The 21837-nt window shown below is 73.0% G+C and carries 18 protein-coding genes; 8 read left to right on the top strand and 10 right to left on the bottom strand.

What is annotated here, in order from left to right; all coding sequences use genetic code 11:
* The first annotated feature begins 50 nt into the window (after positions 1–50).
* Positions 51–347, top strand: coding sequence for a hypothetical protein (locus ACFWVC_RS35075; RefSeq protein ID WP_384296970.1), 297 nt, complete (start codon positions 51–53; stop codon positions 345–347).
* On the opposite strand, the gene ACFWVC_RS35070 is transcribed toward ACFWVC_RS35075, so the two are convergent.
* The 10 genes from ACFWVC_RS35070 to rsmI form a co-directional block, all read right to left on the bottom strand.
* A complete protein-coding gene (locus ACFWVC_RS35070; RefSeq protein WP_384296958.1) occupies positions 268–1002 on the bottom strand; it encodes a response regulator transcription factor in 735 nt (244 codons plus the stop codon). The two genes, ACFWVC_RS35075 and ACFWVC_RS35070, sit on opposite strands and share 80 nt — an antisense overlap.
* 285 nt (positions 1003–1287) lie before the next feature.
* Positions 1288–2865, bottom strand: coding sequence for a PQQ-binding-like beta-propeller repeat protein (locus ACFWVC_RS35065; RefSeq protein ID WP_384296956.1), 1578 nt, complete (start codon positions 2863–2865; stop codon positions 1288–1290).
* Between the two features lie 148 nt (positions 2866–3013).
* The gene (locus tag ACFWVC_RS35060) at positions 3014–4804 is read right to left on the bottom strand and encodes an ABC-F family ATP-binding cassette domain-containing protein (protein WP_384296954.1); all 1791 of its coding nucleotides are present in this window, start codon (positions 4802–4804) and stop codon (positions 3014–3016) included.
* 172 nt (positions 4805–4976) lie between these two features.
* On the bottom strand, positions 4977–6278 hold the full coding sequence (locus ACFWVC_RS35055) for an acyltransferase (protein ID WP_384296951.1): 1302 nt from the start codon (positions 6276–6278) through the stop codon (positions 4977–4979).
* 82 nt (positions 6279–6360) lie between these two features.
* The gene (locus tag ACFWVC_RS35050) at positions 6361–7275 is read right to left on the bottom strand and encodes a 4-(cytidine 5'-diphospho)-2-C-methyl-D-erythritol kinase (RefSeq protein WP_384296948.1); all 915 of its coding nucleotides are present in this window, start codon (positions 7273–7275) and stop codon (positions 6361–6363) included.
* A gap of 64 nt (positions 7276–7339) precedes the next feature.
* Entirely contained in the window at positions 7340–8221 is an 882-nt protein-coding gene (rsmA, locus tag ACFWVC_RS35045) for a 16S rRNA (adenine(1518)-N(6)/adenine(1519)-N(6))-dimethyltransferase RsmA (RefSeq protein ID WP_384296945.1), read from the bottom strand.
* 762 nt (positions 8222–8983) lie between these two features.
* Positions 8984–10213, bottom strand: coding sequence for a ubiquitin-like domain-containing protein (locus tag ACFWVC_RS35040; RefSeq protein WP_384296942.1), 1230 nt, complete (start codon positions 10211–10213; stop codon positions 8984–8986).
* A gap of 93 nt (positions 10214–10306) precedes the next feature.
* Positions 10307–11212, bottom strand: a complete 906-nt coding sequence (locus tag ACFWVC_RS35035) for a TatD family hydrolase (protein WP_384296939.1) — start codon at positions 11210–11212, stop codon at positions 10307–10309.
* A 30-nt stretch (positions 11213–11242) separates the two neighbouring features.
* On the bottom strand, positions 11243–11641 hold the full coding sequence (locus ACFWVC_RS35030; protein WP_384296936.1) for a hypothetical protein: 399 nt from the start codon (positions 11639–11641) through the stop codon (positions 11243–11245).
* A 190-nt stretch (positions 11642–11831) separates the two neighbouring features.
* Entirely contained in the window at positions 11832–12722 is an 891-nt protein-coding gene (gene rsmI / locus ACFWVC_RS35025; RefSeq protein WP_384296933.1) for a 16S rRNA (cytidine(1402)-2'-O)-methyltransferase, read from the bottom strand.
* A 91-nt stretch (positions 12723–12813) separates the two neighbouring features.
* On the opposite strand from rsmI, the gene ACFWVC_RS35020 reads away from it, so the two are divergent.
* The 7 genes from ACFWVC_RS35020 to ACFWVC_RS34990 form a co-directional block, all read left to right on the top strand.
* The gene (locus tag ACFWVC_RS35020) at positions 12814–14529 is read left to right on the top strand and encodes a dolichyl-phosphate-mannose--protein mannosyltransferase (protein ID WP_384296929.1); all 1716 of its coding nucleotides are present in this window, start codon (positions 12814–12816) and stop codon (positions 14527–14529) included.
* A gap of 572 nt (positions 14530–15101) precedes the next feature.
* Complete coding sequence (locus ACFWVC_RS35015) at positions 15102–17516, top strand: SpoIIE family protein phosphatase (RefSeq protein WP_384296926.1); 2415 nt, start codon at positions 15102–15104, stop codon at positions 17514–17516.
* A 144-nt stretch (positions 17517–17660) separates the two neighbouring features.
* The gene (locus ACFWVC_RS35010; protein ID WP_384296924.1) at positions 17661–19289 is read left to right on the top strand and encodes a penicillin-binding transpeptidase domain-containing protein; all 1629 of its coding nucleotides are present in this window, start codon (positions 17661–17663) and stop codon (positions 19287–19289) included.
* Positions 19290–19331: 42 nt separating this feature from the next.
* Entirely contained in the window at positions 19332–19817 is a 486-nt protein-coding gene (locus ACFWVC_RS35005) for a YbaK/EbsC family protein (RefSeq protein ID WP_384296921.1), read from the top strand.
* On the top strand, positions 19814–20656 hold the full coding sequence (locus ACFWVC_RS35000; RefSeq protein WP_384296919.1) for an EamA family transporter: 843 nt from the start codon (positions 19814–19816) through the stop codon (positions 20654–20656). Before ACFWVC_RS35005 ends, ACFWVC_RS35000 begins: the two co-directional genes overlap by 4 nt.
* A gap of 201 nt (positions 20657–20857) precedes the next feature.
* Complete coding sequence (locus ACFWVC_RS34995; protein ID WP_384296916.1) at positions 20858–21526, top strand: DUF4097 family beta strand repeat-containing protein; 669 nt, start codon at positions 20858–20860, stop codon at positions 21524–21526.
* Between the two features lie 15 nt (positions 21527–21541).
* On the top strand, positions 21542–21837 hold a 296-nt coding region (locus ACFWVC_RS34990; RefSeq protein ID WP_384296913.1), incomplete at its 3' end, for an ATP-binding cassette domain-containing protein.

Here is a 21837-nt window from a genome sequence, read left to right as displayed (position 1 = left end):
GGTGACCTGCGTTGAGTCAGTACGGGAACGAGTCCGAGTTCCAGGACCACATGGGGAGCCTGGAGCGCAAGTCGGCCACCGCGGCGAAGCTGTTCGACGTACGCCGCGTCATCGGCGGTCTGTTCGTCGTCTACGGGGTGCTCGTCACCATCGCCGGGATCACCGCCTCCGACGCCGACATCGCCAAGGCCCAGGGCATCAACATCAATCTCTGGGCCGGGATCGGCATGCTGGCGCTGGGGCTGGCCTTCCTGCTGTGGATGCGGCTCAGCCCGCCCCCTCCCCCGCCGTCCCCGGACCAGACGCCTGCTGAGGAATCACGGCCCCGGCCTGAGGACGGTGCGTGACGCGGTCCAGCAGTCCGGTGCGGGCGGCCAGCGCGGCCGCCTCCAGCCGCGACCCGACCCCGAGCTTCATCAGCACCCGCTGCACATGAGTACGGGCGGTACTCGGCGCGATCGCCATCCCCGCGGCGATCAGCCGGGTGTCCTCCCCCTCCGCGACCCGCATCAGCACCTCGACCTCGCGCGGGGTGAGCATCTGCAGCAGCCGTGTGCCCTCGTCGTCCGGCTCCACCACGGGGTTGAGCAGTTCCGCGAAAGCCCCCTGGAGCAGGCCGGGGGCCACGGCGACCTCGCCCGCCCGGGCCTTGGCCATCGCCCGTTCGACGCCCTCGATCCGCTCGTCGTGCCGGACGTAGCCCGAGGCGCCGGCGGCGAACGCGGCGGCGATCCCCCGCGGGTTGGGCACCGGTCCCAGGACCAGTACCGCCACCCCCGGCCGCTCGCGCTTGATCCGCGCGACGGCGTCGAAGGCGCCCGGCTCGGCCGGGGCGGCGGTGCCGATCAGGCACACCTCGGGCGCCCGGCTCAGGACCAGGTCGGCCGCGCCCGAGGCGGGCGCGGCCGCGGCGAGCACCCGGTGCCCGCGCAGTTTCAGTGCCGAGGCGAGCGCCTCGGCCAGCAGACGATGGTCGTCGACGACGACGAGCCGTACGCCCATGGGCGTCCCCCTCATCCCCCCATGGACCGGTGCGGGCCTGCCCACCGAGTCCAAGCCGGTCCCCCCTCACATGCCGTAGCGCGGCCACGGCCCGGCGTCCCACGAGTACCCCCGCAGTGGGCCCACAGCGGGCCCGGGTCATGCCCGGGAAGGTACACGCTTGTTCGACGCCGCGCGCCCCCTACCGGGCAGAAGCCTCCAGCAATTCCGAAATGACCGGTGTTCTTGGCTGCTTCTCACCCGAAACCGCTCGTTCCGTACCGTACGTACCCGGAAATCGACCGCTCAGCCGAAGGCCGCGATCGCCTTGCCGGTGAGGCTGGTGTTGGCGGAGATGTTGCCGGGATTGACGAAGAAGTGGTCCTTGTAGAGCCAGTAGTAGGAGCTGCCGTCCAGGAACTGGTTCTCCAGTTCCTTGCTGCCGGCCGGGAGTTCCATGTAGGCCGTCGTCTTGCGGGTCCCGGGGTCCAGGGCGGTCAGCCGGCCCGGCTTGTCGTAGGTGTTGCGCTGGTACGCGATCACCTTGCCGTCCCTCATGCCGATGATCTTCACCTCGCGCTCCTGGTCGGGCTCGGCCAGCCACTCGGGCTTGCCCGTCCTCAGGTCGAGCGCCGCGATCTCGTTGGTCTGCGTGTACGAGTCGCCGCTGCCGGCATGGCTCTTGGTGGGCAGGTAGATCGTGGTGCCGTCGATCGCGAAGTTCGAGCAGTGCGCCTCGCCGTTGGGCGGGCAGGTGACCGCGTAGGTGGACTGGTAGCCGCCCGCGCCCAGGGAGATGCGGCTCTTCATCCTGCCGTCCTCCAGGTACGCGAGGTCGGTCATCAGACCGCTCGCGCCGGCCGACAGCCCGACCACGACCGGGTCGGTGGACAGCACGTTCTGCACATCGCTGCCGGAGGGGACCTGCCAGGACCACTGCTTGCGGCCGCCCTCGCTCAGCCCCTGGACGTAGTACTCGCCGTTGTAGCCGCCGCACTGGACGACGGCGACCAGCTTCGGACCGCCCTTGTAGCCCTTGTCCTCGCAGTCGGAACCGCTCTTCGGGGTCCACAGGACCTCGCCGCTGCCGATCCGGTAGCCGACCGAACCACCGAGCCACGCCAGGGCCGCGGTGTCACCGGTGACGGCGACCTGCGTGTAGTCGTGCGAGGTCTGGCCGTTCTGGTCCGGCAGCTGCTTGGCCCACAGCTTCGTGCCCTTGGCTATGTCGATCGCCATCACCTGGCCGCAGTCGGTGCCGTACGTGACGACCACACGGTCACCGGCCGCCTCGCGCGAGGCCGGGCAGGACTCGCCGGACAGCGGGATCGACCAGTTCTGCCTGCCGCTGTCGATGTCGAAGGAGCGCACCGCGTCCGGCATCGTCTTCACGACCGCGTTGCCGGTGAACCAGGCGTCGGGGATCGCCGCCAGGATCTGCGACTTGGGCGGACGCGTCCCGTCCTTGTCCCACAGCGCCTTCGCCTGGATCGCTCCGCCGTCACGGCCGCCCTGACCGCCCTGACCGCCGGTGCCGGGGCTCTGCGACGGCGTACCGGGCTTGTCCGGGCCGCCGTTCGCGTCGAGCGCCACGAACACGCCGCCGGCGATGACCACAACCGCCGCGACCGCCGCCGCCGTGATGGCGACCAGCTTGCCGTTGCCCTTCCGGGGCGGCGGCGGTGGCGGGAACTGCGGGTAGCCGTACGGCGGGATGGGCTGGGTGGGCGCCTGCGCGTAGGGGTTGGGGCCGTAAGGCCCGGGCCCCGGGGGCGGCGGCGGGACCGGGGCGTACGGGCCCGGCTGCGGCGGCGGGTAACCGTACTGAGGCGGCTGCGGCCCGAATCCGGGCTGGTGGCCGGGCGGAGGCGGCGGCTGCGACATCAGCGGGCACCTTTCGGGCACAGACGTGCGAGGGGCGGACGGTGACCCTCTTTGTACCACCGGTGACACACCGTTCCGACCCCGCGCCCGGCGACCGTTACGGCACTGCTACACCCTCGGCCGCACCGCCACCCCTACGCACCCACGGCTACGCCTCGTCGGCCAACTCCAGCCAGCGCATCTCCAGTTCCTCGCGCTCCGCACCCAGCGAGCGCAGCTCCATGTCGAGTTCGGCGACCTTCTCGAAGTCGGTCGCGTTCTCGGCGATGGCGGTGTGCAGCTTCGACTCCCGCTCGCTGACCTTGTCCAACTGGCGCTCGATGCGCTGGAGTTCCTTCTTGGCGGCGCGGCTGTCGCCGCCGCCCTTGGGCTTGGCGGGAACGGGCGCGGGGGCCGCGGCCTCGACCACGGCGCGGCGCCGCTCCAGGTACTCGTCGATGCCGCGCGGCAGCATGCGCAGCGTCGCGTCGCCGAGCAGCGCGAAGGTGCGGTCAGTGGTCCGCTCCAGGAAGTAGCGGTCGTGGGAGATGACGACCATCGTGCCCGGCCAGCCGTCGAGCAGGTCCTCCAGCTGGGTCAGCGTCTCGATGTCCAGGTCGTTGGTGGGCTCGTCGAGGAAGAGCACGTTCGGCTCGTCCATCAGCAGCCGCAGCAGCTGGAGCCTGCGGCGCTCACCGCCGGAGAGGTCGCCGACCGGCGTCCACTGCTTCTCGTTGGTGAAGCCGAACTTCTCGCACAGCTGACCCGCCGTCAGTTCGCGGCCCTTGCCGAGGTCCACCCGGCCGCGCACGGACTCCACGGCCTGGAGCACGCGCATCGCCGGGTCGAGTTCCGCGACCTCCTGCGACAGGTAGGCCAGGCGCACGGTCCTGCCGACCACGACCTTGCCGGCCGTGGGCTGCTTCTCGCCCTCACTCGTGGCGGCTTCGGCCATCGCCCGCAGCAGCGAGGTCTTGCCCGCGCCGTTGACGCCGACCAGGCCGACCCGGTCGCCGGGGCCGAGCTGCCAGGTCAGGTGCTTCAGCAGCACCTTGGGCCCGGCCTGCACGGTCACGTTCTCCAGGTCGAAGACGGTCTTGCCCAGCCGGGTCGTCGCGAACTTCATCAGCTCGGCGTTGTCGCGCGGCGGCGGCACGTCGGCGATCAGCTCGTTGGCCGCCTCGATGCGGAAGCGCGGCTTGCTGGTGCGCGCCGGGGCGCCGCGGCGCAGCCAGGCCAGCTCCTTGCGCATCAGGTTCTGCCGCTTGACCTCCTCGGTCGCGGCGATCCGCTCACGCTCGGCGCGGGCGAAGACGTAGTCGCTGTAGCCGCCCTCGTAGTCGTGCACGTCGCCGCGCTGCACGTCCCACATCCGCGTGCAGACCTGGTCCAGGAACCAGCGGTCGTGGGTGACGCACACCAGCGCCGAGCGGCGCGCCCGCAGGTGGCCGGCGAGCCACGAGATGCCCTCGACGTCGAGGTGGTTGGTGGGCTCGTCGAGCACGATCAGGTCCTGCTCGGCGATCAGCAGCTTCGCCAGCGCGATGCGGCGCCGCTCACCACCGGAGAGCGGCCCGATCACCGTCTCCAGGCCCTGCGGGAAGCCGGGCAGGTCCAGCCCGCCGAACAGGCCGGTCAGCACGTCCCGGATCTTCGCGTCCCCGGCCCAGTCGTGGTCGGGCCGGTCGCCGATCACCTCGTGGCGGACGGTCGCCGCCGGGTCCAGGCTGTCGTGCTGGGTCAGCACGCCCAGCCGCAGCCCGGAGGTGTGGGTCACGCGCCCGGTGTCCGGGCCCTCCAGTTTGGCCAGCATCCGGATCAGGGTCGTCTTCCCGTCACCGTTGCGGCCGACGACGCCGATGCGGTCGCCCTCCGATACGCCGAGCGAGATCCCGTCCAGCAGGGTACGGGTGCCGTACACCTTGCTGACGGACTCGACGTTGACCAGGTTGACGGCCATGGGACTCCTGTCGATACGAAAGAACGACCTCCCACAGTAGTGCGGTCCTCCCCCCGCCCGATCCCGCCCACCCGGCTCGGGCGTCCGCTCCGGCGGCGGGGGCGCCTCCCTGCCCGGCTCCGGCCGGGGAACCGGGCATTTCAGGACAGCGCGCGGGTGAGGCCCGCTCGCCTCACCGCGTGCGGCCCGCGCGTTCCACGAGGGCCCAGCTGGCGGCGGCCATGAGGATCGCGGCCGGGGCGGTGAGGCGGACGGCGATGAGCACGGCGGAGTGCCCGTCGAGGAGACCGCCGAAGCCGACCGTGGACAGGCCGAGGACGCCGAGGAGGGCGAGGGCGACGCCCAGGGCGGCACCGGGGGCGGCGAACCGTCCGGGGGTCGCCGGCGGACGGGGCGCGGGCGGGCGCTCGGCGCGGCGGAAGGCGGCGACCAGGGCGGCGGTCAGGGCCGCCGCGACGGCGATCCGCGGCGGGACCTGGGCCCACCACGCGGCGGACGCCGGGGCGGGCAGGTCACGGCCCAGGGTGATCAGCGCGCCGTAGACCGCGAGCATGGCCGTGAGGTGCCACAGGAAGGCGGTCATGGCGACGCCGTTCGCGGCGACCACCCCCCGCCACACCCGCGGCCGTCGCAGCCACCGGCCGGCGGGGCCGCGCAGCAGCTCGACGGCGCCGACGAGCCACACACCGTGGCAGAGCAGCGCGAGGGTGGGCGGCGCCATGTTGGAGATCCGCTCGCCGGGCATCCCGACCATGGACAGCGGGTACGGGCCGAGGGCCACCAGCGCCACCGCGGCCGCCAGCCCGCCCGCCGCCATCGCCGCGGGACGGCGCAGCCTGCCGTCCGCCCGCAGGAAGCCCAGCTGGTGCACCGCCAGCCACACGAAGGCGAAGTTCAGGAACGGCACGAAGGGCACCCCGGCGGCGAAGCGCAGCACGTCCACCGCCGCGGCCGCGCCGCACAGGGCCGCGAACGCCCCCCATCCGTAGCGGTCGTGCAGCCGCAGCAGGAGCGGCGTGAACGCCACCATGCCCAGGTAGACCCCGATGAACCAGAGGGGCTGCGCCACCAGCCGCGCCGCGACGTCCGGCACGGGCAGCAGCAGCGCCACCGCGGCCCAGACCACGGTGAAGGCCGCCGTCGGCAGCAGCAGCCGGCGCAGCCGGGCGCGCAGGAAGGTCGCGTAGCCGCCGCCCGCGCGCACCACCGAGCGGTACGACAGCGCGTGCGAGAAGCCCCCGACGAAGAAGAAGACCGGCATGACCTGGAGCGCCCAGGTCAGCGGCTGGAGGGCGGGGCGCACGGCCAGCAGGTTGCCGACCTCGATGCCGCCGCCGTCGCGGGTGCTCACCGCGGCCATCAGCCAGTGCCCCAGCACGACCGTGGCCAGTGACGCCACCCTCAGGAAGTCCACGTACCGGTCCCGGCTCGCGGGCGTGGCCGCGGCCAGTGCCGCGGCGTTCGTCTCCACCATGCGGCCACGATCCCGCCGGACGGCCGCGGCCCGGCACCGCCGGGCTACTCAACTCCCTTGCGGAGTCGGTGAGTACGCGTACCTACGACTGCCGGACGACGGTCGCGCCCTCGGCCGGGCCGGAGGTGACGCGGACCGCGCGGCAGGTGCCGGAGGCGGTGAGGGCGGCGGCGACGGCCTGCGCCGATTCGGCGTCCTTGGCGAGGAACGCGCAGGTGGGACCGGAGCCGGAGACGAGTCCGGCCAGCGCCCCCGCGTCGGTGCCGGCGGCCAGGGTGGCCGCGAGCGAGGGGCGCAGGGACACCGCGGCGGCCTGGAGGTCGTTGGCCAGCGAGGCGGCGAGCGCGACGGGGTCGCCGGTGCGCAGCGCCTCCAGCAGGGCCGGGGCCGGCTCGGGATCGGGCACCGGGGCGTCGCCGCGCAGGCGGTCGCACTCGCGGTAGACGGCCGGGGTGGACAAGCCGCCGTCGGCGACCGCGAAGACCCAGTGGAAGTCGCCGCCGACCGGCAGCGCGGTGAGCAGCTCGCCGCGGCCCCGGCCGAGGGCGGCGCCGCCGACCAGGCTGAACGGCACGTCGCTGCCGAGCTCCGCGCAGATCTCCAGCAGCTCCTCGCGGCCGGCCCCGGTGCCCCACAGCGCGTCGCACGCGAGCAGGGCGGCGGCGCCGTCGGCGCTGCCGCCCGCCATGCCGCCCGCGACGGGGATGTCCTTGACGATGTGGATGTGCACGTCCGGCGTCACGCCCTCGCGCCGCGCGGCCAGCGCGATCGCCGCGCGGGCGGCGAGGTTGCTCGCGTCGGCCGGCACCTGGTCCGCGTCGCGGCCCTCGACGGTGATCCGCAGCTCGTCGGCCGGGGTGACGGTGACCTCGTCGTACAGGCCCACGGCCAGGAAGACATTGGCCAGGTCGTGGAAGCCGTCCGGGCGCGGACCGCCCACCGCGAGCTGGACGTTGACCTTGGCGGGGACGCGGACGGTCACGGATCGGCTGGTCACGGGCGTGGTTCTCCTCGGGGAACGAAACGGGTCCGCACGGCGGCGGCCCCCATTGTGCCTTCTGCTACCGCTGGGCGCCGTGCTCGGCGATCGCCGCGAACTCCTCCACCGTCAGCGACTCCCCGCGCGCCTGCGGCGACACCCCGGCGGCCACCAGGGCCTCCTCCGCGGCCGCCGCCGAGCCCGCCCAGCCGGACAGGGCGGCGCGCAGGGTCTTGCGGCGCTGGGCGAAGGCCGCGTCCACGACGGCGAAGACCTGCTCGCGGGTCGCGGTCGTCTTCAGCGGCTCGGCGCGGCGCACGAGCGAGACGAGACCGGAGTCGACGTTCGGCGCGGGCCAGAACACGGTGCGGCCGATCGCGCCGGCCCGCTTGACCTCGGCGTACCAGGCCGCCTTGACCGACGGCACGCCGTAGATCTTGGATCCGGGGCTCGCGGCGAGGCGGTCGGCGACCTCCGCCTGCACCATCACCAGGGAGCGGTCGATGGTGGGGAACGTGGCCAGCATGTGCAGCAGCACCGGCACGGCCACGTTGTACGGCAGGTTCGCCACCAGCGCGGTCGGCGGCGGCCCGGGCAGCTCCGCCACGCGCAGCGCGTCACGGTGCACCAGCGTGAAGCGGTCCGCGCGGCCGGGCAGGCGATCGGCGACGGTGTCCGGGAGCGCCGCGGCCAGCACGTCGTCGATCTCCACGGCCGTCACGCGGTCCGCGGCCTCCAGCAGCGCCAGCGTCAGCGAGCCCAGCCCCGGCCCGACCTCCACCACGACGTCCTCCGGACGCACGTCCGCGGTACGCACGATGCGGCGGACGGTGTTGGCGTCGATCACGAAGTTCTGCCCGCGCTGCTTGGTCGGGCGCACGCCCAGCCGCGCGGCCAGCGCCCGCACGTCTCCTGGGCCCAGCAGTGCGTCGTCCTGATGATCGGTGCGGTCGGTCTCGCTCACCGCTCAAGAGTATCCGCGCCCGAGCGCGCGACCGGGCAGGCCCTTTCCCCGCCCTCCCTCCCGGGTGCCCTGTGAAGTCAGTGACCCCGGCGCGCGTTGCGTGGTGGGCCGAGGTCGGGGCCTCCGGGGCTGGCCATTCTGGACAGCACATTTACGTGCGTTTCCAGCACCTGCCCATCCCATCCCGACCCGGATACCGCACACAAATATGCTCCACAGTCCAGAACACCCACCCCTACGACCCCGCCCCCTCCGTAGTAGCAAGCGCCTGATCCCCAGTGGGGGGTAGAAGGCAGCCAAGGCGCGGGCACCCGTTGGTGCGGCAGCACATCAGCCGCCCAGCCGACACCGCCCACACACACCGCGCCGGCCGCCACGTCGCGCCCACAGCGGGCCCCCGGCCGAATGCTGGGGCAGGCACTGGCAGGCCGATGGGGGCGGCATCCAGGCAACCGCGGTCACCCCGGTCCGCCTCCATCCCCCCACTGGGGATCAGGCGCATGACGAAATCGGAGGGGGCGGGGTCGTAGGGGTGGGCGTTCTGGACTGTGGAGCATATTTGGGTGCACAACCCGGAGTGACCAACGGACAGTGCCCGAGGCACCAAAATGTGCTGTCCAGAATGGCCAGCCCCGGAGGCCCCGAACCCGGCACCAGAACACACGCGCGCCGGGGTGCGTGACTTCACAGGGCTGGGGGCACCCCCGGCCGAAGGTTGGGGGAGGGAGGGCGGGGAAAAAACCTACCCCACAGCAACCCGCGTCAGCGGTAGAGCTTGCGGCCGCAGACCGGCCACGGCGTCGCCCCCCGCTGGATGTACAACCGCTTGGCGCGGTACGTCTGCTCCTTGGCTGGGGCGTCCTGGGGGCGGCCGTCGCCGCCGAGCGCGTGCCAGGTGCGGCGGTCGAACTGGTAGAGGCCGCCGTAGGTGCCGGTGGAGTCGACGGCGTTGGGGCGGCCGCCCGCCTCGCACTTGCCCAGGGCCCGCCAGTTGAGGTGGTCGGTGCCCTTGACGGAGTCGGGGAGGCGCTTGGTGCCGACGCGGACGACCTCCTGGACCGGCTCGCGCACCAGCTGCTCGGCGATGGGCTCGGGTTTCTGCCGTACGCCGTTGATCGTGCGGTAGGCGTACGTGACGCGCCGGAGCCCGTTGCGGCCCTGCGCGTCGACGGCGGTGGTGCCCTCGAAGAGCTCGGGGTCGTCGCGTCGCAGGACCTCGTAGGGGATCGGCTGCTCGCGGGTCTCCTCGCGGCCGCGGATGCGCATGACGGAGATGGTCTGGCCGTCCTTGGGGAAGCTGTCGGGGGCGACGGAGGTGGTGTCCTCGCCGCTCAGCCGGATGCCGGCGGCGCGCACGGCCTCGCCGATGGTGGCGGCGTTGGTCTGGATCGTGCGTTCCTTGCCGTCCACGAGGAAGGTCAGCTGCCGCTCGGTGCGTACGTCCAGCGCCAGGCCGTGGCGCCCGATCGGCTCGGAGCGCGAGCTGGAGACGTACGCGCCGTCCGCGCGCACGCCGAGCCGGCCCAGGGCCTCGTCGACGGTGCGGGCGGTGGTCCACAGCCGCTTCGGGCGGCCGTCCAGGGTCAGGGTGACGGGGCGGCCGTAGCGGACGGCGACGCTGTCGCCGTCGTGCAGCTCGGCGTGCCGGCCGGGGGCGACGATGTCGTGGTCGCCGACCTGGACGCCCTGCCGGCGCAGCAGTTCCCCGACGTCCCCGGCGTAGGTGTGCAGGGTGCGCACCTGGCCGTCGACGGAGAGCTGGACCGCCTTGCCGCCCGTCACATAGGCGCCGGTGCCGCCGGCGAGGACCGCGACGACCAGCGCGCGCGGCAGCAGCCTGGCCAGCGCGTCGGGGCGCTCGGCCGCGCGGCGCCTGCGCGCCTCGGCGCGGGCGGCGATCCGCGCGGCCGCGCGGCCGCCCACGGCGGGCGCCGGGCGCTGCGACGGCAGCCCGCTGCCGTACAGCCCGGCTTCGGCATACGAACCACTCACGACGCACCTCCGGCGGGTCCGGTCGGAACCGAACCGGGACCATAGCCGACATTCGTCGCGATCCGTCGCTGCGCGGTGACCCCGTGTCGCGGATCAGTAGCCGAAGGCGCGCGCCGTGTTGGCGCCGATCGCCGCCGCGACCTCGTCCTCTGTCGCCTTCCGCGCCTCCGCCATGGCACGCACCGTGATCGGAACGAGATACGGAGCGTTAGGCCGACCGCGGTACGGAACCGGGGTCAGGAAGGGGGCGTCGGTCTCGACCAGCAGCAGTTCGGCCGGGGCCACCGCGACCGCGTCGCGCAGGTTCTGGGCGGACTTGTAGGTGATGTTGCCGGCGAAGGACATGTAGTAGCCCTTGTCCGCGCAGGTCCGGGCCATCTCCGCGTCGCCGGAGTAGCAGTGGAAGACCACGGTGTCCGGCGCGCCCTCCTCGTCGAGGATGCGCAGGACGTCGGCGTGGGCCTCGCGGTCGTGGATGACCAGGGCCTTGCCGTGCCGCTTGGCGATGTCGATGTGGCGGCGGAAGGAGTGGTGCTGGGCCTCGACGCCCTCGGGCCCGGTGCGGAAGTAGTCGAGGCCGGTCTCGCCGACGCCGCGTACGTGCGGCAGCGCGGCCAGCGCGTCTATCTCGGCGAGCGCGGCGTCCAGCGCGGCGGTGCCGCCCGCCTCGCGGGTCCCCTGCCGGGACCAGCCATCGGGGTCCCCGTGCACGATCCGCGGCGCCTCGTTCGGGTGCAGCGCGACGGCCGCCCAGACGGTCTCGTGCGCCGCGGCCGTGCGGGCCGCCCAGTGGGAACCGTTCACGTCGCAGCCGACCTGCACGACGGTGGTGACACCGACGGAGGCCGCCTTGGCCAGCACGTCCTCGACACTGCCTTCCTGCATGTCGAGGTGGGTGTGCGAGTCCGCCACCGGGACCGCGAGCGGCTCCGGGAGGGGAGGGGCGGCGGACCCGTCCTTGCGCTGGTCGGTCTGCTGTCGTTCCGGCTTCTGGGGCATGCCCCAGATCCTAGGCGGCGGCCGCGGCGGCTACGCCTGGTCCCGCCTGCGGTGGAGCAGGTGCAGCGGCGACCAGTGCCGGCCGCGGCGCGTGGCGCCCTCGACGGCGGCGGAGGCGGCGACCGAGCGCCGGGGTGCCGCGCTGGGCAGCGGGCCCGCGGCCGCGGTGCTCGACCACGTACCGGTCACATCGGACACCTGTCCGGCCCTCATGATGCGGACCTTGTGGCCCTCGCACTCGACGCACGTGGGGCGGGTCAGCGGGGACGGGACCCGCTTGCCCTCGGCCATGTACCAGACGAGTTCGCGGCCCTGGGCGTCGACATGGTGCTCTATCTCGTACGCCTGCTCCCAGCCGCGACCGCAGCTGATGCAGACGAAGGCGTACGCCTCACGAACCGTGCCATCGGTTCCGATGGTCTCGCTCATGGCAGCTCCTGTTGCCCTCCGGACGAGGCGTCCGGAGCGGGACTTCCCACTACAGAGAACGCCCACAAAGGCGCCGGTGACAGCGGGGGTGCCCTTTCTTGAGCCAGTTTTGGGGAGTATGTGGCACAGGGCCGACCTGGCGGCGATGCGCCTTTCCCTACCCCACGATAGGACTTTACCGGCGCCGCGTTTAGCCCTTTGTGGGTGGGTTCGTCGCCGCGTGCTTGGCGGACACCACGGCGTCGAAGACCTCGCGCTTGGGCAGCCCCGCGTCGGCCGCGACGGCGGCGATCGCCTCCTTGCGCCGTTCCCCCGCCTCTTCGCGCACCTGCACCCGGCGCACCAGTTCGGCCTGGTCCAGCTCCTGCGGGCCGGTCTCCGGGGCGCCCTCGACGACGATCGTGATCTCCCCGCGCACGCCGTCGGCGGCCCAGGCCGCCAGCTCCTTCAGCGGACCGCGCCGGACCTCCTCGTACGTCTTGGTCAGCTCGCGGCAGACGGCGGCGCGGCGGTCCGCGCCGAAGACCTCGGCCATCGCGTTCAGGGTCTCCGCGAGGCGGTGCGGCGCCTCGAACCAGACCAGCGTGCGCCGCTCGGCCGCGGTCTCGGCCAGCCGGGCCCGGCGCTCGCCCGCCTTGCGCGGCGGGAAGCCCTCGAAGCAGAAGCGGTCGACGGGCAGGCCGCTGAGCGCCAGCGCGGTGAGCACGGCGGACGGGCCGGGCACCGCGGTGACCCGCAGATCCCGCTCGACGGCGGCGGCGACCAGCCGGTAACCCGGGTCGGACACCGAGGGCATCCCCGCGTCGGTCACCAGCAGCACGCGCGATCCGTCCTCCAGGGCGCGGACCAGTTCCGGTGTGCGGGCCGACTCGTTGCCCTCGAAATACGAGACGACCCGCGCGGTCGTCGTCACGCCGAGCGCCTGGGTGAGCCGGCGCAGCCGCCGGGTGTCCTCGGCGGCGATGACGTCCGCGGCGGCCAGTTCGGCCGAGAGCCGGGGCGGGGCGTCGGTGACGTCGCCGATGGGAGTGCCCGCCAGCACGAGTACGCCTGCGTCCGCCGGTCCGGTCGTTGTGGTCACCGCCCCAGTCTCCCACCCGGGCGGACCCGGGCGGCCCCTCGGATGGCCCGGTCCTCAGCGCATCCACAAGCCGCTTCCCTACGATGGCCCGGTGACGAGTGACACCGCTACGCAGGCACACCCGGCCGAGGACGCCGACGACGCCTCCCCCGAGCCGGCGGAGCAGGACTCCTGGCAGCGGCGGCTGCGCCGCTTCGGCCATGTGGACCGTCCGCGCACGAGCCTGCGCGAGCGGCTGGTCCCGCCGTACCCCGAGCCGGGGACGCGTGCCTGGTCGGCGCTGGGGCTGGGCCCGGTGCTCACGGACCGGCTGGGCCGCTGGTCGGCCTGGGGCGGCCCGCTGCTGGTCGCCCTCTTCGCGGGGCTGATGCGGTTCTGGAACCTGGGCAGCCCGCGCGCGGTGATATTCGACGAGACGTACTACGCCAAGGACGCCTGGTCGCTGCTGCAGTACGGCTACGAGGGCAGCTGGCCCGAGAAGGCCAACGACCAGATCCTCGCCCACCCGCCGACGATCCCGCTGTCGGACGCGCCCTCGTACGTCGTCCACCCGCCCGTCGGCAAGTGGATCATCGCCTCCGGCGAGTGGATCTTCGGGCTGAACCCGTTCGGCTGGCGGTTCGCGATGGCCGTCCTGGGCACCTTGTCGGTGCTCATGCTGTGCCGCATCGGGCGGCGGCTGTTCCGCTCCACCGCGCTGGGCTGCCTGGCCGGCGGCCTGATGGCGGTGGACGGCCTGCACTTCGTGATGAGCCGCACGGCCCTGCTCGACCTCGTCGTCATGTTCTGGGTGCTGGCCGCCTTCGGCTGCCTGCTCATCGACCGCGACAAGGCCCGCGCCCGCCTCGCGGCGGCACTTCCGCAGGGGCGCCCGGACGACCACGTCGCGTCCTTCGCGTGGCTGGGGGTGCGCCCGTGGCGGATCGCGGCCGCGATCTGCCTGGGCCTGGCCATCGGCACCAAGTGGAACGGCCTGTACGTGCTGGCCGCCTTCGGCGTCCTCACCGTGCTCTGGGACGCCGGCGCGCGCCGCGTCGCCGGCGCCCGCCACCCCTGGCTGACCGCGTTCTGGCTGGACGGCCTGTGGGCGGGCTTCTCCATGGTGGCCGTCGCGATCGGCACCTACCTGCTGTCCTGGCTCGGCTGGTTCACCACCGGCAAGGGCTACGACCGCACCTGGGCCAAGGGCGACGGCGGCTTCTTCTCCGACTCCTGGGCGGCGCTGCGCAGCCTGTGGCACTACGAGTCGCAGGTCTACGACTTCCACGTCAACCTGCACTCGCCGCACACCTACCAGTCCAACCCCTGGAGCTGGCTGGTGCTGGGCCGGCCGGTCTCGTACTTCTACGAGTCCCCCAAGGAGGGCCAGGACGGCTGCACCGCCGTCGGCGGCTGCGCCCGCGAGGTGCTGGGCATCGGTACACCCGCGCTGTGGTGGGCCGCCTGCTTCGCCCTGCTGTACGTGCTGTACCGCTGGGCCTTCCGCCGCGACTGGCGGGCCGGGGCCATCGCGTGCGGCGTCGCGGCGGGCTACCTGCCCTGGTTCCTCTACCAGGACCGCACGATCTTCCTCTTCTACGCGGTCGTCTTCCTGCCCTTCCTGTGCCTGGCCCTCGCCATGATGCTGGGCGCGATCCTCGGCCCACCGGGTGCGGACGAGCGGCGCCGCATGTGGGGCGCGGTGGGCGCGGGCACGATCGTGCTGCTGATCCTCATCAACTTCATCTACTTCTGGCCGCTCTACACCGGGCAGACGATCCCGATGAACGCCTGGCGGCACCGGATGTGGTTCGACACCTGGATCTGAGCCGCCGCTCGGCACGGGCCGGCCGCGGGCCGGCCCGGCACGAACGCGCCGTGTGCCGCGGCGAAGGGCACGCGGCCCTTGCGGCGCGGGCCCGGCCCCGGACGTCAGGGCTCAGCAGCGGGATCACCGCGGGCCGCTCCACGCACTCGGGCGCGTGCGCGATCCGGTCTCCCTCGACGGAGCCGGCCAGGCGGCCGCGCGGTGGTCGCCGGGTTCGCGTACGGCCTCGGCGTGCCGCCACCGGCGGCGTGGTGCGAGCGCGTGGACGTCGCCCGCCGTATCCGGCACGAACGTGCCGCGTGCGCAGCGAAGCCACGCGGTCCTTGCTGGGCGCGGGCCGACGTGCGCGATCCGGTCCCCCTGGACGGAGCCGGCCAGGCGGTCGCCCGGATCGTGAACGGCTTCGGCGCGCCACCGCGTCCGCCGTACCCGACGGCACGAACGCGGAAAGCAGCGTGCCCGCCACCACCCCGGGGGCGGGGTCGGTGGCGGGCCGTTTTGCGGGGGCAGCGGCTCCGCCCTAGCGTGGAAAGGCGCTCAACCCCCTCACGGGGATCACTGGACCACTTCATATGACCGGCCCCGACGACAAGGCAATCGATGCGGCCGCTGCCGACGCCGACGCCGGCAGCGGCACCGTGCTGGCGGTGGTCGACGCGGCGGGGCGCCTGACCCGGTGGACGGACAGCGCGCGCCGGCTGCTGGGCCGCCGGGCGGAGGAGGTGCTGGGCACCCCCGCCAGCACCTTGCTGGCCGCCGCGGAGGACCTGCCCGGCGGCTTCACCGGCGAGTGGTCGGGGACGGTCGGGCTGCGGCACCGCGAGGGCCGGGCGTTCCCCATGGGACTGCGGGTCTCCGCGCTGCCGGGGCGCGACGGCGAGGTGGACTGGCTGGTCTCGACGACGGCGCCGGATGCCGCGGTGCTGGAGTCGGTGGGTGAGGCCTGCCCGTTCCCGATGGCCGTCTGGGACTCCGACCTGCGCATGACCTGGCTGAACGACGCCCTGGCGCGGGCGTACGGGATGCCCCGCGAGGAACGGCTCGGAAAGCTGCTGAAGGAATCACCGCTGTACCGGAACACCGAGCAGGTCACCCAGCTGCTGCGGAAGGTGCTGGACACCGGGGTCCCGGAGATCGACCACGAGCTGGAGCAGCTGGACCACTACCGCCACCGCGCCTACGCCCTGTCGGTGTTCCCCGTCGACAACGCCCGCGACGGCCGGCCGGGGGTGTGCTCCCTCAACGTGGACGTCACCGGCAGCCGGCGGACCCGGGAGCGGATGACCCTGCTGAGCCGGGCGAGCCGGCGCATCGGCGCGCACCTGGACGTCATGCAGACCGCGCAGGACCTGGCGGACGTGCTGGTGCCGGTGCTCGCGGACTACGTCACCGTGGACCTGGCGGAGTCCGTCGAAATCGGCGACGCCCCCCTCGCCCGGCTCGGCTCGGCGGAGGGAGCCGTCCCGGCGTTCTTCCGCGGCGGGCAGATGTCGATCCACGAGGACTTCCGGGAATCCCTCTGGCCGCGGGGGGCCGCCGTCTTCGTTCCGCCGGACTCCCCCTTCATCGAGGTCCTGTCCTCGGGCCGGTCCCATCTGGAGACCGACCTGGACGCCGGCCCCGGCAACTGGCTCGACCACGACCCGAGGCGCCGGGAGCGCATCCTGACCCTCGGCATGCACACGCTGCTGATCCTGCCCATCCACGCCCGCGACGAGATCCTGGGCGTCGCGGTGATGGTCCGCACCGAGAACCCGCTGCCCTTCGACGAGAACGACCGGACGCTCGCCGAGGAGCTGGTCAGCCGGGCCGCGCTGAGCCTGGACAACGCCCGCCGCTACACCCGCGAGCACACCGCGGCCCTGGCCCTCCAGCGGGACCTGCTGCCGAGCAACCCGGACGGCGGGAACGCCGTCGACGTGGTGTCGCGCTACCTGCCCTCGGACGCGGAAGGCGGCGTCGGCGGCGACTGGTTCGACGTGATCCCGGTGTCCGGCGCCCGGGTGGCCCTGGTCGTCGGGGACGTCGTCGGGCACGGCATCAACGCGGCGGCGACCATGGGCCGGCTCCGCACCGCCGTGACCACCCTCGCCGCCCTGGACCAGTCGCCCGACGAACTGCTGAAGAACGTCGACGACCTTTTCGTGCGCCTCACCGAGGAGTCCGGCGACTGCACTCCGCCCGCCTCGCTCATGGGCGCCACCTGCCTGTTCCTGATCTACGACCCGGTGACCCGGTGCTGCCTCGCGGCACGGGCGGGCCATCCGCCGCCCGCGGCCATCGACCCGGTCACGGGCGAGGTGTCCTTCCTCGACATCCCCTCGGGGGCACCGCTGGGCGTCGGCACCCGCTCGTTCCGCTCGGTGCGGCACGTACTGCCCGAGGGCAGCGTCCTCGTCCTGTACACCGACGGCCTGATCGAGACCCGCGAGCACGACATCGACCACGGCATGGAGCGCCTGCGCCGTGCGCTCACCAAGCCGCCGGGCACCGGGCTGGAGGAGCTGAGCGCCGCGGCGGTTGGCACGCTCGCCGACCACCGCCAGGACGACGACGTGGCGGTGCTGATCGCCCGCACCCGGTCGCTGTGCCCGCAGCGGGTCGCCACCTGGGAGGTGCCGCGCGACGCCGGGGCGGTTTCCGGGGTCCGCGCCGCGGCCGTGCGGACGCTCACCGACTGGGACCTGGAACGGCTGGCGCCGGCCGCGGAGCAGATCGTCGGCGAACTGCTCGCCAACGCGGTGCTGCACGGGGCGGCGCCGATCCGGCTGCGGCTGATCCGCGACCGGGTACTGGTCTGCGAGGTCTTCGACGCCGGGTGCTCCACGCCCCGGCAGCAGGCGGCGGCACCGGCCGACGAGGACGGACGGGGCATCGCCCTCGCCGCGGCGCTGTCCTCGCGCTTCGGTGTCCGCAGTGTCCCGGACGGCAAACGTGTATGGGCGGAGCTGGAGTTGCCGCCCGGCTACACCGGCCCGCCGTGCTGAGGGTGTCCCCGCCGGCACCCCTCCCGGCCTGGCACTGGTGAAGCTGTGACCGATAAAAGCCCCCGATGTCACCCGTGAAGCGTAGAGTGCGCTTGCTGCACAGCTTTTTGAACGCGTTCAGGAGGATCACGGGGAGGGTCGGCCATGCGCCGAGGCGTGAAGGTGGGGATCATCAGCACGGTGTTCGCGGGAATGGTGGGAACCGCGGGCTACGGTGCGTACAACCTCTACCAGGGGTTGAACAGCGGTGGCGGCGGCGGGGGGTTCAGGACCCAGGCCGCACCCGTGGAGACGGGGCCGCCGACCGAGGCGGAAGTCCGGTCGACGGCGAAGGACTTCCTGGCGGACTGGGCCAAGGGCGACACCACGGCGGCAGGCGGCCTCACCAACGACGCCGTGACGGCGCGCGACGCCCTGGCCGCCTACCGCACGGAGGCCCATGTCACCAAGGTGAAGCTGACCCCCGGCACGCCGGTGGACCGCAAGGTGCCGTTCAAGGTCGTCGCGACGCTCTCGTACAACGGCAAGACCTCGACGTGGAAGTACAGCTCCTCGCTCACGGTCTTCCGCGGCGAGACCACACACAAGCCGCTGGTGGACTGGAAACCGTCCGTGATCCACCCGAAACTGACGGAGGGTCAGTCACTGGCGACCGGTGAGGCCCCCTCCCCGCAGGTGGTCGTGGTGGACCGCTCCGGAAAGACCCTGGACGCCGCCAAGCTCCCCTCGCTGTCCTCCGTGCTGCCGCAACTGCGCGAGCGGTACGGCAGCAAACTGAGCGGCGGCAAGCCCGGCATCGAGACCTGGGCGAACGGGCCGGAAGGCCCCGGGCAGACCCTGCACACCATCACGGCGGGCACCCCCGCCAAGCTGCCGACCACGCTCGACGCGCGGCTCCAGGCGACGGCGGAGCAGGCCGTCAAGGGCAGGCCCCAGTCGTCGGTCGCGGTGGTGAAGGCGAGCACGGGCGAGATCCTGGCGTTCGCCAACAACCCGGCCACCGACAACAACAACGCCTTCAACGCCCAGGTGGCACCCGGCTCCACCTTCAAGGTCCTCACCGCGACGGCCCTGCTGGAGAAGGGCGTCAGCCCCGGCGCCGCCGCGCCGTGCCCGGCGACCGCCAACTACAACAACGGCAAGATGTTCCACAACGTGGAGAGTTCGTCCGACCCCTCGGCGACCTTCCAGCGGGACTTCGCCATCTCCTGCAACACCGGCTTCATCAAACTCGCGGGCAACCTCAGCGAGTCCTCCGTGCCCACCGTCGCCCAGCGCTACTACGGCTTCGGCCAGACCTGGAACGTCGGCGTCCCCGCCTGGGACGGCCGCGTGCCCGGCGGCAGCGGCGACGAGATGACCGAGGAGATGATCGGCCAGGGGCAGATCCAGATGAGCCCCCTCAACATGGCCGCCGTGGCGGCGACCGCGGACACCGGCACCTTCCGCCAGCCCCGGTTGGTCTCCGCCGACCTCATCGGCGAACCGCTCGCCAAGGCCGGCAGTTCGCTGCCCTCCGGCGTGCGCGGCAACCTCAAGTCGATGATGCGGCTCACCGCGTCGAGCGGCACCGCCGCCGGGGCGATGAGCGGCGTCTACGGGGACGTCGGCGCGAAGACGGGCTCGGCGGAGGTCGGCGGCCAGGAGAAGCCGAACGGGTGGTTCCTCGCCTACCGCAACGACGTCGCCGCGGCCGGCATGGTGCTGGAAGGCGGCCACGGCGGCGACTCCGCGGGACCGATCGTGGCGGCCCTGCTCAAGGCCTCTTCGTAATGGCTTGGCATCGGGCCCCCGCCTCGGGCTAGCGTTCCGGGCATGCCGACCCCCGCCGCTGCCCACCCCCGGTTCGCCGAGGCCCTCGCCGGACTCGGGCTCCAGGTCCCCGTACGCTCCTTCCCGGACGCGACCCGCACCGCGGCGCAGGCCGCGGAGGCGATCGGCTGCGAGCTCAGCCAGATCGTCAAGTCGCTGATCTTCCAGGCGGACGGAGCGCCCGTGCTCGTCCTCATGGACGGCGCCTCCCGCGTCGACGTGGACCTGGTGCGGGCCGAACTGGGCGCGGCGGCGGTCCGGCGCGCCGACGCGGACCTGGTGCGCGAGACGACGGGGTACGCCATCGGCGGCGTACCCCCCTTCGGGCACCGGACCCGCACCAGCGTCCTGGCCGACCGGCGGTTGCTCCGGCACGACACCGTGTGGGCGGCAGCCGGCACCCCGCACACCGTCTTCCCGATGGCCCCCGGCGACCTCGTCCGGCACGCCGGGGCCACCCTGGCCGACGTCCGCGAACGCACCGCGTGACCCCGCTCGTGGCGGCGGCCGTCCTGGTCGCCGCCCTCACGCACGCCTCCTGGAACGCCCTCGCCCACGGCATCGCCGACCGGTTCGCCGCGTTCACCCTCGTCGGGACGGGCGGCGGGCTGTGCGCCGCGCTCATCGCCCTGTTCGCGCCCCTGCCGGCGTCCGGGGCCTGGCCCTGGCTCCTGACGTCGGTCGGGATCCACCTCGCCTACATGTACCTGCTGATGAAGTCCTTCACCCTGGGCGACTTCGGGCAGGTCTACCCCATCGCCCGAGGCGTCGCGCCCATGGTGGTGACCCTGCTCGCGGCCGTCTTCATCGGCGAGGTACCGGACGCCTGGCAGACCACGGGCGTCGCCGTCGCCTCCGCGGGGCTGGCCGGCGCCGCCCTGTGGGGCATGCGCGGACGCCGCCCCGACTGGCCCGCGCTCGGCGCGGCCCTCGGCACCGGCCTCACGATCGCGGCGTACACCGTCGTGGACGGCGTGGGCGTCCGCGCCTCCGGCACCGCCCCCGGCTACGTCGCGTGGCTCCTGCTCCTCCAGGGCATCCTGCTCACCGGCACGGCCTTCGCGGTGCGCCGCGCCGCCCTCCTCCCCCAACTGCGCCCCGTCGCCGCCCGCGGGCTCCTCGGCGGGGCCCTCTCCGTCCTCGCCTACGGGCTCGTCCTCTGGGCCCAGACCCGCGGCGAACTGGCGCCCATCGCCGCGCTGCGCGAGACCTCGATCATCGCGGGCGCGGTCATCGGGGCGGTCTTCTTCCGCGAGCGGTTGGGGCGGCCGCGGATCGTCGCGTCCCTGGTGGTCGTGGCGGGCATCGGCCTCATGCTGCACTCCTGACGCCGGTCCGCGCGGAGCGTTCACTTCTCACCCATTGCAACGAACGCCCGTGAGGACCGTTGCGTTAAATTCAAAACCATTGCAACAATTTCCCTATCTCTACCTGCATCAACGCCACTTGGGCGCAACAACTTCATTGTCAGATCCTTGAACGCAACGTAGCGTTTCCTGCATCGGAAACAGCGCGTCAAGGAGCACACGATGCAGAAGTTCGACACCCCCGCCCCGGTCTCCGTCGTCCTCGGCATCCCCGCGGGACGCATCCGGTTCATCGCCGCCGACCGGGCCGACACCACGGTCGAGATCCTCCCCGCGGACGCCTCGAAGAGCCGCGACGTGAAGGCGGCGGAACAGGCCAAGATCGCCTACGGCGACGGCGTCCTGCGCATCGAGGCCTCGGCGGCGAAGAGCCGGGTCCTCGGCGCCTCCGGATCCGTCGAGGTGACCGTCCGGGTGCCCGCCGGCTCCCGTATCGAGGCCAAGGCGGCCAGTGCCGAGCTCCGGGGCGTCGGACGGCTCGGCGACGTCGTCTTCGAGGGCCAGCAAGCCACGGTCAAGCTCGACGAGGCCGGAAGCACCCGCCTCACCCTCCTCGCCGGCGACATCTCGCTCGGCCGCCTGGGCGGCCCCGCGGAGATCAGCACCCAGCAGGGCGACATCCACATCGCCGAGGCCATGCGCGGCACGGTCACCCTGCGCACCGAGCACGGCGAGATCTCGGTCGGCGCCGCCCACGGAGTCCCCGCCTCCCTCGACGGCGGCACCGCCTACGGCCGGATCCACAACGCGCTCAAGAACACCGACGGCGCCGCCGGCCTGAACATCCACGCGACCACCGCCTACGGCGACATCACCGCCCGCAGCCTGTAAAGGAGAGCACCCCTCATGACCCACGTGGCCATCGCAGCGAACGGGCTGCGCAAGTCCTACGGCGACAAGACCATCCTGGACGGCATCGACCTGGCCGTCCCGGAAGGAACGATCTTCGCGCTGCTCGGGCCGAACGGCGCCGGCAAGACCACCACGGTGCAGATTCTCTCCACGCTGATCTCCGCCGACGGCGGGCAGGCCCAGGTCGCGGGCCATGACCTGGCCGGCGACCCGCAGGGAGTGCGTGCGGCGATCGGTGTCACCGGGCAGTTCTCCGCCGTCGACGGCCTGATCACCGGCGAGGAGAACAT

This window comes from Streptomyces sp. NPDC058691, assembly GCF_042714775.1.
Taxonomy (GTDB): domain Bacteria; phylum Actinomycetota; class Actinomycetes; order Streptomycetales; family Streptomycetaceae; genus Actinacidiphila.
This window is presented reverse-complemented; position numbering and strand designations above follow the sequence as displayed.